The organism is Bradyrhizobium nitroreducens (assembly GCF_002776695.1).
Taxonomy (GTDB): domain Bacteria; phylum Pseudomonadota; class Alphaproteobacteria; order Rhizobiales; family Xanthobacteraceae; genus Bradyrhizobium; species Bradyrhizobium nitroreducens.
In genome coordinates, this window is sequence record NZ_LFJC01000003.1 from 3473624 (window position 1) to 3486346 (window position 12723).

Consider the following 12723-nt stretch of genomic DNA (forward strand, 5'->3'; position numbering starts at 1 on the left):
ACGGACTACGCAGATGCACGCCCCAGCTCATATTGAGCCGTCAGAGCACCAATCGGAATATTCCATTCCTTGCTGATGGTCCGGATCATGTCCAGCGTCAGCGGGCGGACGCGATTCAAAATCTCGGACGCACGATTGCGTCCAATCAACGCCGCCAATTCTGCCTGCGATCGCCCCATGGACTCGATTGCGAAATGGAGGACATCGATCGGATCGCGGTGAGTGATCGCGAAGTGATTGTCTTCGTATTCCTTGATGAGCGACGACAAGACTTCGAAGCGATCACCGTCAGGCGTGCCAGGAAGCGGCTCGGCCTCGAAATAGCGAGATACTTCGCGGATGGCCCAGTCGTAATCCTGTTCGTTGTGGAGAGGCCTTACGTCCATCATCACACGATCTCCGCGTCTATTCCGTCGTACTCTGCGTGCGTGCCGACAAACTTGATGAGGGCTGTCTTGAACTTGTAGGAGAAGTGAACCACAAGGCGATACTTGTTGCCGCCTATGTCGAAGATGGCTCTGTTGTCACCAACGAAGTCCACGTTGTTTCCAAACGCCCTCTTGAGGTCTGCCGGACCGCTCCAGTCACCCTTCGAAACGATTTCGTACCAAACGCCCAAGGGGGTCTCCGCTTGGGGGTATCGGCCCCAAAAGACCTTGAGCGCCTTCCTCGCAATTACGTTCATAGCCATAGCATGTTCCCACTATGGGATCAATTCAAATTCCCAACACGGGAACGCTACCTCGCCTGCCCCATGGATCGAACCAGATTCGTAAATCTGCACTCTGCCCCAGGGGACTCCAAGCCGTTGATTTTGCTGGCCCCGCCTACTGTGCATGGGGTTGTTTTCGCGATTTTTGTTGGCCGGCGAGATGGCGGGCTCAAAGCAGCGGCCGATAGACCTCGCCGATCCGCGCTGCTTCCGCATCGAGGCTGAATTTTTCGAGCACCCGCGCCCGCCCGCGTTGCCCCATCGCCGTGGCGGCAGCCACATCGCGCATCAACGGCTCCAGCGCCGCCGCCAGCGCATCCGCGTCACCGGTCGGGACCAGCACGCCGCTGACGCCATCCTCGACCACGAGCTCGGCCGCGCCGGCGCGCGCGGCAACGAGGGCGCTGCCCGCCGCCATCGCCTCGATCAGCGTCAGGCCAAAACCTTCATTGCGCGAGGTGAAGGCGTAGATCGTCAGCCGCTGATACCAGCGCTGCACGTCTTCGATCGGCAGCTCGCCGGTGATGACGATGCGCGATTGCAGGCCCGCGGCCTCGATCCGCTTCTTCAGAGCGTTGGCAAAGGGCGTCTGCTCGGCCGTAACTTGCCCCACGACGACGGCGGTGAAATCCGGATAGAGCGGCAACAGGCGGCACATCGCGTCGACGAACACATCAGTGCCCTTCTGCGCGCGCACGCGACCGAAGCAGCCGATGGCGTAGCGGCCCGGCAGACCGCTTTCGGCGAAGGCCGCAGCGCGATCGACCGGCGGCGCGTAGACGTCGGTGTCGACGCCATGCGGGATCACGGTCGCCTTCACCTTCAGGAACGAGGCCGAGATATCGCTCGTCGCGATGATCGCGTCCATGCGCCAGATCAGCCAGCGCGTGATCCAGCTGTGATGCCGCTGCGCCGCCGAGGTGAACACGAGCTTCAGCGGCCAGCCGAGCGCGCGCAGCACGACGCCCGCGATCATCTCGTTGTTGCGCCGCGCGTGCCAGATCAGCGGCGCCTTGCGGCGCCATAGCTTCAGGAAACCCGCACCCCCGAGCCGCGCGATGCCCTCCGGCGCGTCCGAGCCGAACCAGGCGGCGCGATACAGTTTCGCCAGCCGCGGCGCCACCATCCGGTTGGTCGCGGTGACCCCGGAATAGCGCCTGTGCAGATTTGGCACGATCAATTCGAGATCGCCGGGGGAATTGGCCACGTCATGCTCCGTTTGACCGGCCCCCTATACGCAACATTAAGCATAGTGACCAGTTCAGCTACGCCGAAACCCCCTCTTCACCGCGCAAACGTTAACGTGCCGCGTTGATCGAAGACGGGTGAGATCATGACTGTGCTAGTCACCGGCGGCGCCGGCTATATCGGAAGTCACACGGTCCTCGCGCTGGCGGAAGCCGGCGAGGACGTCGTCGTGATCGACGATCTCTCCACGGGCTTTTCCGCTTATCTGCCCGAGGGCGTGCCGCTGTTCATCGGCGATGCCGGCGACGAGAACCTGCTCGAAGGCGTGATCGCCCAGCACAACATCGAGAGCATCATCCATTTCGCCGGCTCCGTCGTCGTGCCGGATTCGATGCGCGATCCGCTCGGCTACTACCGCAACAACTTCATGACCGCGCGCAACCTGCTCAACGTCGCGGTCAAGCGCGGCATCAATCGCTTCATCTTCTCCTCGACCGCGGCCGTCTACGGCAATCCGGACCAGGTGCCGGTGCCCGAGCACGCGCCGACGCGGCCGCTGTCGCCGTACGGCTCCTCGAAGCTGATGACCGAGATCATGCTGCACGACGTCGCCGCCGCCTACGGCATGCAGTACGTCACGCTGCGCTATTTCAACGTTGCCGGCGCAGATCCGCAGGCGCGCATCGGGCTCGCCACCGCCGGCGCCACGCATCTGCTCAAGATCGCGGTCGAGGCCGCGACCGGCCAGCGCGCCAAGATCGACGTGTTCGGCACCGACTATCCGACCCCCGACGGCAGCTGCATCCGCGACTTCATCCACGTCACCGACCTGTCGCAGGCGCATCGTTCGGCGCTCGCTTATCTGCGCAATGGCGGCGCCTCGACGACGCTGAATTGCGGCTATGGCCGCGGCTATTCGGTGCTGGAGACCATCGACGCCGTGCGCCGGGTGTCGGGCCGCAGCTTCGCCGTGCAATACGCGCCGCGCCGGCCGGGCGACATCATGACCATGGTCGCCGACACCAGCCGCATCCGCGGCCTGCTCGACTGGAAGCCGCAATACGAGGACCTCGAGACCATCGCCGCCCACGCTCTGGCGTGGGAGGACAAGCTGTTCCACGAGCGCCATGGCGAGCTCCGCCACGCCGCCTCGGCCTAGAATCGCCCCAAGCGCAAGCCCTTAATTGGGCTTGAAAAGCCCCGCTCGAGCGGGCACAGAGGCCCATCGATCCCTGACGCGCGGGCAGGCTTTGTCCTGCGCCGTCAATGGACACCGGATGGCTCAGTTTCCAAAGAAAATCACCGACGATCCCTATGCGGCAGCGACCCTGATTCGCCGCCTCGTCATGGAGCAGGGAGTCGTGTACTGGCGGCGCTACCTCGTCGCCTTCACGCTGATGGCGGTGGCCGCGGGTGCGACCGCATGCGCGACCTACGTGCTCGGCCAGGTCATCAATCAGGCCTATGTCGACAAGAACATCCCGGGCATCGCGATGTTCTCCGGCATCACGGTGCTGCTGCTCTTCATCAAGGGCGTGGCCACCTACGGCCACATGGTGATCCTGACCAAGATCTCGAACGCGATCCTCGCCACCAATCAGCGCCAGCTGTTCGCCAAGCTGATGCGCGAGAGCGTCGGCTTCTTCTCCGAGCGGCACTCGTCAGAGTTCCTGGCGCGGCTGACGGCCGGCGCAAAATCCATCACCGACGTGCTCAACATGCTGGTCAACGCCGTCGGCCGCGACCTCCTGATGCTGCTCGCCATGATCGGCGTGATGGTGTGGCAGGATCCGCTGATGTCGTTCATCGGCCTCGTCGCGGTGCCGCCGGCGATGCTGGTGCTGCGCAAGCTGGTCAAGCGCATCAAGGGCCTCGCCTTCAACCAGTTCACCGGCACCGCCGACATCATGGAGACGATGCAGGAATCGCTGCAGGGCATCCGCACGGTCAAGGCGTTCACGCTCGAAGACACCATGCAGAAGCGCATCGACGAGAACATCGCGATCGTCGAGCGCAATGCCAACAAGATGGCGCGCGTCGCCAACCGCTCCAACCCGCTGATGGAAATGCTCGGCGGCTTCGCGGTTGCGGGGTGCCTGATGTACGGCGGCTATGCCGTGGTCGCGCTCAACGCCACGCCCGGCGCGTTCTTCTCCTTCATGACCGCCTTCCTGATGGCAACCGAGCCGGCCAAGCGGCTGGCGCGGCTCAACATCGATCTCAACAGCCAGCTCGTCGGCGCGCGCATGCTGCTCGAGATCATCGACAGTCCGGCCAGCGAACATGCCGACGACGACAAGCCGGCGCTGAAGCTCTCCGATGCCCGCATCGAACTGCGCGACGTCAGCTTCTCCTATCGCGCCAACGAGACCATCCTCAACCGCATGAGCTTCACGGCCGAGCCCGGCACGGTCACCGCTTTGGTCGGCCCGTCCGGCGGCGGCAAATCGACCGTGCTGGCACTGCTATTGCGCTTCTACGAGGTGACGCAAGGCGACATCGTGATCGACGGCCAGTCGATCGGTGCCGTCTCGCGCAGATCGCTGCGGGCGCAGACCGCTTATGTCGGCCAGGACGTCTACCTGTTTCGCGACACCATCCGCAGCAACATCGCCTTCGGCAAGCCGGGCGCGAGCGAGGACGAGATCATCGAGGCGGCGAAAGCGGCCTGCGCGCATGATTTCATCATGAGCTTCCCGCTCGGCTATGACACGCCGGTCGGCGAGCACGGCACGCAACTGTCCGGCGGGCAGCGCCAGCGCATCGCGGTGGCGCGCGCGCTGATCAGGAACGCGCCGATCATCCTGCTGGACGAAGCCACCGCCGCGCTCGATTCCGAGTCCGAGAAGCAGGTGCAGGAGGCGATCGAGCATCTCTGCCGGAACCGCACCACCATCGTGATCGCGCACCGGCTGCACACCATCATGCACGCAGACAGCATCCTGGTGGTCGAGGGCGGCGAGATCGTCGAGCAGGGCCGGCACGACGAGCTGCTCAGCCGCAGCGGGCGCTATGCCTCGTTCTTCCGCCTGCAACATCACGATTCCGGCGCTCTGGCGCCGATCAGCGCAACCGCCTAGAATTCCCAGTCAACCTCAAGAGCCGCGAGACCCGCATGAACGCCGCCTCCTACGTCATCCCGCTTCCGCCCCAGGCTTCGCTTCCCGTCGTCGGCGAGAGCGGCCGCTATCCGGTCCGCCGCATCTGGTGCGTCGGCCGCAACTATCTCGAACACATCCGCGAGATGGGCAATGACGAGCGCGCCCCGCCGTTCTTCTTCGCCAAGCACGCCGACATGCTGGTGCCCGACGGCGCCACCATCCCCTATCCGCCGCTGACCAAGGATCTGCATCACGAGGTCGAGCTGGTCGTCGCGATGAAGAGCGGCGGCCTCAACATCCCCGCCGACAAGGCGCTCGACCATGTCTACGGCTACGCCGTCGGCATCGACCTGACCCGCCGCGACCTCCAGATCGCTTCGCGCAAGAAGGAGCGTCCCTGGGAGATCGGCAAGTCGTTCGACGGCTCGGCGCCCTGCTCCGCGGTGCAGCCGGCCGCCAAGATCGGCCATCCCGCCAAGGGCAAGATCTGGCTGACGGTCAACGGCAAGGAAGCTCAGAAGGGCGACCTCACCGAGCTGATCTGGAACGTGCCCGAGATCATCTGGCAGCTCTCGCAGCAGGTGAAGCTCGCCGCCGGCGACATCATCATGACCGGCACGCCCGCCGGCGTGTCGCAGCTCCAGCCCGGCGACAAGCTCGAATGCGGCGTCGACGGCGTCGGCACGCTGAAGGTCTCGATCGGCCAGCCGGAATAAGCCGCAGGGGCGAACTCAAATCGAAAGGCCCCGACGTGTCCGGGGCCTTTTCTATTCCGATCGCATCTACCAGGCCTTCACCGGCCGATTGGCGTGGCTTGCCTGCGGCACACCCCGGTTGAGCGACATGTGCGAGTGCACGCACAGCCAGCCATCGTCCTCTCTCGAAAACACCATCGTAGCCCGGCCGGGACGGGCAAACGTGCTGCCGTCGGGGTGATAGCCCGTGCTCGTCCAGGGCGCGATCACGGTCGCCATCGCGCCATCGGGGGATGCCAGGATCGAGGTCTGCTCGAGCACGAAGCGAAAGTCGGCCGTCTTCGGCCAGACATTGTCCCACTGCGTCGAGACCCACTGATCGAGACCGGGAATGACGTCGTTATGCGTGCCGAAGGCCAGCACATCCGGATGGAAGAGCGGCCGGGCCGAGGCGTAGTCGACCTCGCGGACATAGCCCGCGAAGGTCTCCAGCCATTGCCGGAAGAACCCTGCGATCTCCGCGTTCGCCGCCGGCAGTGATGCCATTCCGCTACCCGTCACCTCAGCGCCGAATACACGATCAAGCCGAGGATCAGCGCCGTCAGCGAATATTTCAGCGTGTAGTAGACGTTGCGGTTCCACTCCTTGACCTTACGGCTGCCGAGATGAATCTCGTAGAGCTTGCCGAACACCTTGTTCAACGCACCGACATGCTCGCCGTCGACGTTCTGGGTGGCCGACGCCTTGACGATGTGATGGCTGACCCAGCGGTTGATCGCGGTCATGAAGCCGTATTTCATCGGCCGCTCGACGTCGCAGAACAGGATGATGCGGTTGACGTCGGTCGCATTCTCCGCGCTGTGGATGAAGGTCTCGTCGAACATGAAGGCTTCGCCGTCGCGCCAGACGCATTCGACGCCGTCGACGAGGATGCGGCACTTGTTCGAGTTCGGCGTGACGAGGCCGAGGTGATAGCGCAGCGAGCCGGCGAAGGGATCGCGGTGCGCGCCGAGCTTGCCGCCCGGCGGCAGCATCGCGAACATCGCGCCATGCACGCTCGGGATCGACTTGAGCAGCTCCACCGTCTTCGGGCACAGCGTGTTCGCCGACGGCAGGAAGTCGTCGTACCATTTCAGGTAAAACCGCTTCCAGCCGCTCTTGAAGAACGAGTAGAAGCCCCAGTCGTTGTTCTTCGCGGCAGCGCGAATGAAGCCTTCGTCGAACAGACGGACGGCCTCGTCGCGGATCGTTTCCCAATTCTCGCTGAGCGGCTTGAGCTCGGGAAACTGCTCGACCGAGATCACCGGCTTGTTCGGCACGGCCGAGCCCGCATACATCAGCACATTGTAGGGGGCGAGATAGGTCGAGTGATCGCCAAGCTGGCGCGCGAAGCGCAGTCGCTGCTTGCCGCGGAAGTGAACGTAAATCGTCGAAGCCGCGAGCACATAGAGAATGACAAGTTGCGGCGCAAAAAGCTGTTTCAGCATTTCCCCAAATCCCGAGTAACCCAGCCGGGACGTCATCTACTCCGGCCGGGCCCGAGCGACAAGTTATTCACCGATGGGTTGCAATCACGCTGGGGAGAGCTTCTGGGCGGAACTTGGGGCCGAAAGGGCCGAAACCGCCCGAATTACGCCCGGGACAGGGCCTGCAAGCCCTTGAAGGTCAGGCGCTTGGGATCTCTGACGCCAGCGAGATAGAGCTGGCGGATAAAGGCGATGACGGCGTCGCGGTCGCAATCGGTCAGCGCGACGACGGCGTCGACCGCGATCTTCTGGGCTTCCATTGGGCTCACCTCGGCCTTGCGAGTAACCCGGCCGAGACAGGCTAGGACTCACCGGTTAATCCGGCGTTAACCGTTTGGGCAGCATGGCCGATTCCGCCCAGGTCCCGTATACGCAAAACAACGCATTGCGGGAGACGCAGCGGATCAGCGCGCATTGATGCTTTTCTTCAATAGCGCAAACTGCTTCTTCAGCCGGGGCACGGCAAAGTCGGTGAAGGCGCGCACCTTCGGCACCGAGAGCCGGCCCTGCGGGCAGATCAGGTGGGCGGGCATTTCGGGATCCGCATCGCCAGCCAGCACGATCTCGAGCTCGCCGCGCGCGACCTGCTCGGCCACCTGATACGAATACATCCGCGCCACGCCGCGTCCGGCGACCGCGGAGGCCACCGCCGCATAGGTGCTGTTGACGACCAGCCTCGGAGTGAACTGGACTGTCCGGGCAGCCGACGACCCGGCCCGCGGCGCAAAAGTCCAGAAATGGGGAAGATGGGCCATCGCCACGATCTGGTGCTTGGCGAGATCACCGGGCTCGGTAATGCGCGGGTGCTGCTTCAGATAGCGCGGCGCTGCAACGACGACGCGGCTGATCTCCCCGACCCGCATCGCCACCATCGCCGAATCCGCCAGTGGGCCGATCCGAAGGGCGATATCGATGCCCTCCTCGATCAAATTGACCGCGCGATCGAACAGCAGCAGCTTGGCCGACACCGTCGGATAGGCATCGAGAAACGCATCGAGGATCGGCCGCAGCACCATCTCGCCCGACACCACGGGAGCCGTGATCGTGAGCAGGCCGCGCGGCGCGGTGCGCGGACCGGCCGCGATGTCGTCGGCCTCCTCCAGCTCGGTGAGCACGCGGCGCCAGACCGCGACATAGCGCTCGCCCTCCTCGCTCAGCTTGATCGCGCGCGTCGTCCGGTGCAGCAGCTCGGCGCCGACGTGTTGCTCCAGAAAGGCGATGGCGCGGCTCACTGCAGCCGGCGAGCGGCCGAGCTGGCGCCCGGCGGCCGCGAGGCTGCCCTCGTCCACGGCAAGGACGAACACCTTCATCGCATCCAGACGATCCATACGCCTCGCGCCGCCCCCTGAGATTCCACTCGCAAGCTAGGCGGTCCCCTCCGGGGCGACAACCGTTGCCAATGGCAGGTCCGGCATTCGTTCGCGCCGCGAAAGAGTGTCTGCCGGAGAGCGCGTCTTCGCGAACGCGCCGCCGCGGCGTACCTGAACGGCCAAGCCAGCCAGTGCTGGTGCAGATATCAACAACAGGAGCCCGTCATGGGTATCGAGCAGAAAGTCGCCATCATCACCGGTGCATCGCAGGGCATCGGCGCTGCCCTGGTCCAGGGTTTTCGCGATCGCAATTATCGCGTGGTCGCCACGGCGCGGTCTGTCAAGCCATCGGGCGACGACGACGTCCTCGCCGTTCCCGGCGACATCGCCGACCGGGCCACCGCCGAGCGCGTGGTCGCGCAGGCCGTCGCCCGCTTCGGCCGCGTTGACACGCTGGTCAACAATGCCGGCATCTTCGTCGCCAAGCCCTTCACGCAGTATACGGCAGAAGACTATGCCGCCGTGATGGGCACCAACGTCGCCGGCTTCTTCAACGTCACGCAGCTCGCGATTGCCGAGATGGAGAAGCAGGGGTCCGGCCACGTCGTCCAGATCACGACCACGCTGGTCGACCAGGCCAATTCGAACGTACCCTCGGTGCTGGCTTCGCTGAGCAAGGGCGGGCTGAACGCCGCGACCAGGTCGCTCGCGATCGAATACGCCAGGCGAGGCATCCGGGTGAATGCCGTGGCGCCCGGCATCATCAAGTCGCCGATGCACGCCGTCGCGACGCACGCGCAGTACGGCGCGATGCATCCGCTGGGCCGCATGGGCGAGATGTCCGACATCGTCGATGCCGTGCTCTATCTCGAGGGCGCCTCCTTCGTCACCGGCGAGATCCTGCATGTCGATGGCGGCCAGAGCGCCGGCCATTGAAAGCGTCCGCGCGCGCTCGCGCGCAGGAGGATGACATGACCAAGACAGACACGAAGCAACGCGTTGAAACCCGGCCGCACCCGCGGCCGGGGTCGACGTCGCACCAGGCTTCTCCGAAGCAAGGCTGGCGATGTGCGATGGCGGGCCTGTCCGCGTCACTGGTAGGGCTCGGCCTCGCCCGCTTCTCCTACACGCCGCTGATCCCGGCTCTGATCGCGGCAAGATGGTTCAGCGCCTCCGACGTCGTCTTTCTCGGCGCGGCGAACCTCGCCGGCTATCTCGCCGGCGCGCTCGCGGCGCGCGCTGCGGCCACCCGGATCGGCGCGGTCCGCGCGCTGCGGGCCATGATGCTGCTCGCCACCCTTTCCTTCTTCGCAAGCTCAGCCCCGGTGTCATTCACCTGGTTCTTCGCCTGGCGCTTTCTGTCTGGATTCACCGGCGGCATCATCATGGTGCTGACAGCCTCCGTGATTCTGCCGCACACGTCAGCCGCCAGACGCGGCATCGTCGGCGGCATCATCTTTGCTGGCGTCGGCCTCGGCGTCGCGGCATCGGGCACGCTGGTACCGCTACTGCTGCAACAGGGCTTGCAGCAGAGCTGGTATGGGCTCGGCGTGCTCTCAGCCCTGCTGACGCTTGCGAGCTGGTGGAACTGGCCTGCCGAAGCGAAGTCCGATACAGCACCTTCACATCAGGCAAAGCGTCATCAAGCTTCACCGGCCGCCCGCGCGCTGCTGATCCAGTACGGCCTCAACGCCGTGGCGCTGGTGCCGCACATGGTCTTCATCGTCGATTTCGTGGCGCGCGGCCTCGGCCAAGGCATTGGCGCGGGATCGAACTATTGGGTGCTGTACGGCCTCGGTGCGATCGTCGGCCCGCTCGTCACCGGCCATCTCGGCGATCGCACAGGGTTCGGCCCGGCCCTGCGCGCGGCGTTCCTGATCGAGGCGGCCGCCGTGCTGCTGCCAACCGTCAGCACCGCGCCTGTCTCGCTGATCATGTCGAGCGTCGTGGCCGGCGGCTTCACGCCGGGCATCGTGCCGCTGGTGCTTGGACGCATCCATGAGCTCGTGCCTCATTCGACCGAACAGCAGCGCGCGACCTGGAGCCACGCCACCACCAGCTTCGCGCTGTTCCAGGCCGCTGCCGCCTATGGCTTCTCCTGGATCTATGCGCAGACCGGCGGCGACTATCTGGTCCTGTTCGGCCTTGGTGGCGGCGCGGTCGTCCTTGCGCTGGCGATCGACCTTGGCCTCGCGCTGACCACGCGCAAGGCGTAACCGCGGACGGCGGCGTAATTCAGGAATAGCGCATCACGCCGTCGTCGATCCGGCCGAAGCGCAAGGAGACGATGTCGAGCGCGTAGTTCTGGTACAGCCGCCACGGCTGCTTCGAGCCCTGCTTCGGCATCTTGGCCACCGAGCGCTGCACATAGCCCGAGGTGAAGTCCAACGATGGCTGCGCCGTGATCTCGGGGTCGTCATTGTGCGGCATGCACTGACGGAAATTGTGCCGGTCCATGTAGTTGATGAGCCGGCAGACATATTCGCAGGTGAGATCGCATTTCAGCGTCCAGGACGCGTTGGTGTAGCCGAAGGCCGAGGCCATGTTCGGCACGTCGGCATACATCATGCCCTTGTAGGTCAGCGTGCTCGCGAAATCGACCGCGCGGCCGTCGACGCTGACGTCGAGACCGCCGACGACCTGAAGCACCAGCCCGGTCGCCGTCACGATGATGTCGGCGGCAAGCTCGCGGCCGTCCTTCAGGCGGATACCGTCATGCGTGAACGTGTCGATCTCGCTGGTGACGACGCTGGCGCGCTGCTCGCGGATCGCCTTGAACAAATCACCGTCGGGCACCAGGCAGAGCCGCTGATCCCAGGGATTGTAGCGCGGCGTGAAATGGGTCGCGACGTCGTAGTCGGGACCGAGCGCCATCCGCACGCCCTTGAGGATGAGGTCCTTCACTTTCGCAGGCTTGCGCCGGCTGAGCTGGAAGAAGAACATCCCCCACATCACGTTGCGCCAGCGGATCACATGATAGGCAAGCCGCGTCGGCAGATTGCGGCGGATCTTGTTGGCGACTGGGTCCTGCGCCGGACGCGACACCACGTAGGTCGGCGAGCGCTGCAGCATGGTGACCTGCGCTGCCTTCTTGGCGAGCTCCGGCACCAGCGTCACCGCGGTGGCGCCTGAGCCGATCACGACCACGCGCTTGCCCGCATAGTCGATGTCCTCGGTCCATTTCTGCGGATGCACGATGCGGCCGGCATAATCCGCAACGCCCTTGAACTCCGGCGTGTAGCCCCCCTCGTATTTGTAATAGCCCGAGCACATGAACAGGAAGTTGCAGGTGAAACGCACCAGCTCGCTCGCGCCCTCGCCCGTGATGCGCTCGGCCTCGATGGTCCAGCGCGCGTCCGGCGTCGACCACGAGGCGCGTTTAACGCGATGGCGGAAGCGGATGTGCTTCTCGATGCCGTTCTCGGCCGCGGTCTCGCGCACGTAGTTCAGAATCTGCGGCCCGTCCGCGATCGCCTTCGGATCGGTCCACGGCTTGAAGGAATAGCCGAGCGTGAACATGTCGCTGTCGGAGCGGATGCCGGGATAGCGGAACAGGTCCCAGGTGCCGCCGATGCAGTCGCGCCCCTCCAGGATGACGTACCTCTTGGTCGGACACCTCGTCTGCAAATGATAGCCCGCGCCGATGCCGGACAGGCCGGCACCGACGATAAGGACGTCGAAATGTTCTTTGGCTTCGGTCATGGCGTTCTCCCTCGCCGCAGCATGGGCAGCGCCGCGCCGAATTGCAACCATCATGGAACGGTGGCGCCGTAGACCTTGGCGGTGTCGAAATACTCGTGGAATTCGACCGCCTTGCCGTCCTCGAAGCGCCAGTAGTCGATCTTCGGTGTCTTCGCGACCTTGTTGGTCTTCTTGTTGGTCCACGCACATTCGCCGCGCGCGATCACGGTGTCGCCCTGCGCGACGAATTCGCTCATCGTGTAGTACTGCATGCTCCAGTCAGCCAGCAGACCGTTGAAATAGCCGCGCAGTGCGGTGCGATCGTCATAACTCCTCGCAAACGGCACCGCTGCGTCCCCCTGAGGGATCGAGTCGAACTTGATCTGCGGGCCGATGACGTTGTCGAACCAGTAGTCCACGTTTTGGCCCTTGCTATCGCTCCACTCGCGATAGGCTTCCTTCAACAGCTGAACATTGGCTTCGCTGGACATCGCATTTCCTCCATATGCA

14 protein-coding genes are annotated in these 12723 nt (G+C 64.5%); 5 read left to right on the plus strand and 9 right to left on the minus strand.

Annotated elements, in window-relative coordinates:
* Positions 1-5: 5 nt before the first annotated feature.
* The 3 genes from TSA1_RS16935 to TSA1_RS16945 form a co-directional block, all read right to left on the minus strand.
* Positions 6-389, minus strand: a complete 384-nt coding sequence (locus TSA1_RS16935) for a helix-turn-helix domain-containing protein (RefSeq protein ID WP_347338549.1) — start codon at positions 387-389, stop codon at positions 6-8.
* Positions 389-685, minus strand: a complete 297-nt coding sequence (locus TSA1_RS16940; RefSeq protein WP_174719310.1) for a type II toxin-antitoxin system HigB family toxin — start codon at positions 683-685, stop codon at positions 389-391. The genes TSA1_RS16935 and TSA1_RS16940 overlap by 1 nt, the downstream gene beginning before the upstream one ends.
* A 196-nt stretch (positions 686-881) precedes the next feature.
* Complete coding sequence (locus TSA1_RS16945; protein WP_100177355.1) at positions 882-1919, minus strand: glycosyltransferase family 4 protein; 1038 nt, start codon at positions 1917-1919, stop codon at positions 882-884.
* Positions 1920-2045: 126 nt separating this feature from the next.
* Here TSA1_RS16945 and galE point away from each other — a divergent pair, with 126 nt between their 5' ends.
* The 3 genes from galE (at position 2046) to TSA1_RS16960 (ending at position 5717) form a co-directional block, all read left to right on the plus strand.
* On the plus strand, positions 2046-3059 hold the full coding sequence (gene galE / locus TSA1_RS16950) for a UDP-glucose 4-epimerase GalE (protein ID WP_100177356.1): 1014 nt from the start codon (positions 2046-2048) through the stop codon (positions 3057-3059).
* 118 nt (positions 3060-3177) lie between these two features.
* The gene (locus TSA1_RS16955) at positions 3178-4980 is read left to right on the plus strand and encodes an ABC transporter ATP-binding protein (protein WP_100177357.1); all 1803 of its coding nucleotides are present in this window, start codon (positions 3178-3180) and stop codon (positions 4978-4980) included.
* 35 nt (positions 4981-5015) lie between these two features.
* Positions 5016-5717 carry a fumarylacetoacetate hydrolase family protein gene (locus TSA1_RS16960; protein WP_100177358.1) on the plus strand — a complete coding sequence of 234 codons (702 nt, stop codon included), beginning with the start codon at positions 5016-5018 and terminating at the stop codon, positions 5715-5717.
* A 66-nt stretch (positions 5718-5783) separates the two neighbouring features.
* On the opposite strand, the gene TSA1_RS16965 is transcribed toward TSA1_RS16960, so the two are convergent.
* The 4 genes from TSA1_RS16965 to TSA1_RS16975 form a co-directional block, all read right to left on the minus strand.
* A complete protein-coding gene (locus tag TSA1_RS16965) occupies positions 5784-6242 on the minus strand; it encodes a YybH family protein (protein WP_100177359.1) in 459 nt (152 codons plus the stop codon).
* Positions 6243-6253: 11 nt separating this feature from the next.
* Positions 6254-7183, minus strand: coding sequence for an aspartyl/asparaginyl beta-hydroxylase domain-containing protein (locus TSA1_RS16970; RefSeq protein ID WP_100177360.1), 930 nt, complete (start codon positions 7181-7183; stop codon positions 6254-6256).
* Between the two features lie 143 nt (positions 7184-7326).
* Entirely contained in the window at positions 7327-7482 is a 156-nt protein-coding gene (locus TSA1_RS39715; protein ID WP_174718935.1) for a hypothetical protein, read from the minus strand.
* Positions 7483-7626: 144 nt separating this feature from the next.
* Positions 7627-8550 (minus strand): LysR family transcriptional regulator, encoded by a 924-nt coding sequence (locus tag TSA1_RS16975; RefSeq protein ID WP_100177361.1) that lies wholly within the window; start codon positions 8548-8550, stop codon positions 7627-7629.
* Between the two features lie 207 nt (positions 8551-8757).
* On the opposite strand from TSA1_RS16975, the gene TSA1_RS16980 reads away from it, so the two are divergent.
* Together TSA1_RS16980 and TSA1_RS16985 are read left to right on the plus strand one after the other, a co-directional pair.
* Positions 8758-9468 (plus strand): SDR family NAD(P)-dependent oxidoreductase, encoded by a 711-nt coding sequence (locus tag TSA1_RS16980; protein WP_100177362.1) that lies wholly within the window; start codon positions 8758-8760, stop codon positions 9466-9468.
* 35 nt (positions 9469-9503) lie between these two features.
* Positions 9504-10748, plus strand: coding sequence for a YbfB/YjiJ family MFS transporter (locus tag TSA1_RS16985; protein WP_100181173.1), 1245 nt, complete (start codon positions 9504-9506; stop codon positions 10746-10748).
* Between the two features lie 19 nt (positions 10749-10767).
* Here the strand turns inward: TSA1_RS16985 and TSA1_RS16990 are convergent, their stop codons facing one another.
* Both TSA1_RS16990 and TSA1_RS16995 read right to left on the minus strand, forming a co-directional pair.
* Complete coding sequence (locus TSA1_RS16990) at positions 10768-12234, minus strand: flavin-containing monooxygenase (protein ID WP_100181174.1); 1467 nt, start codon at positions 12232-12234, stop codon at positions 10768-10770.
* A 50-nt stretch (positions 12235-12284) separates the two neighbouring features.
* A complete protein-coding gene (locus tag TSA1_RS16995; RefSeq protein ID WP_100177363.1) occupies positions 12285-12704 on the minus strand; it encodes a nuclear transport factor 2 family protein in 420 nt (139 codons plus the stop codon).
* Positions 12705-12723: the final 19 nt, after the last annotated feature.